This window comes from Aquicoccus porphyridii, assembly GCF_008369105.1.
In the GTDB taxonomy this organism is placed as follows: Bacteria; Pseudomonadota; Alphaproteobacteria; order Rhodobacterales; family Rhodobacteraceae; genus Aquicoccus; species Aquicoccus porphyridii.
Genome location: NZ_VINQ01000114.1, coordinates 1 through 477, shown reverse-complemented (window position 1 = coordinate 477; position 477 = coordinate 1). Strand labels below are relative to the sequence as shown.

Here is a 477-nt window from a genome sequence, read left to right as displayed (position 1 = left end):
CCCGGTGGCGGCCGGAGCGTTGTCGGCCTTCGGCTTGGAAGGCCCCTTGCGATGCTTGGTCGGCTTGCCCGGCTTGGCGGCAGCGGCGGGCTTGCCGTCCTTGGCCTTGCCCTTCGCGCTCTTGCCCGCAGGAACGACCTTGCCCTTCTTCCCGCCCTTGTCCTTGCCGCCGACACGCGCCTCGGCGAGCAGCGCCTGCTTCACCTCGCGACTCTTGCGCACGTCGGTGTTGCCGAGCATCTCCGCGGCCTGCGCCAGCAGCTCCGGCGCGACCGGCGGCAGCGCCTGCACCTTGCCGGCCTTGCGCCGCGGCACCACCGCGGCGTCGGGACTGGCCAGCGCCGGCTCCAGGTCGACCTCGGGCACGGATGCGCCCTTGCGCCCCTTCGGCGCCTTGCCGGCGTTCGTCGACTTGTCGCCGTTGCGCTTCTTGCGTCCGATCGGCGCGCTCAGCACGTTTCCGGCCAGCTCGAAATC

General features: G+C 72.1%; 1 protein-coding gene. It reads right to left on the bottom strand.

The features are described from left to right. Nucleotides 1–477 (bottom strand): hypothetical protein (locus FLO80_RS23810; RefSeq protein WP_223145550.1); only part of this gene is annotated, 477 nt, incomplete at both ends.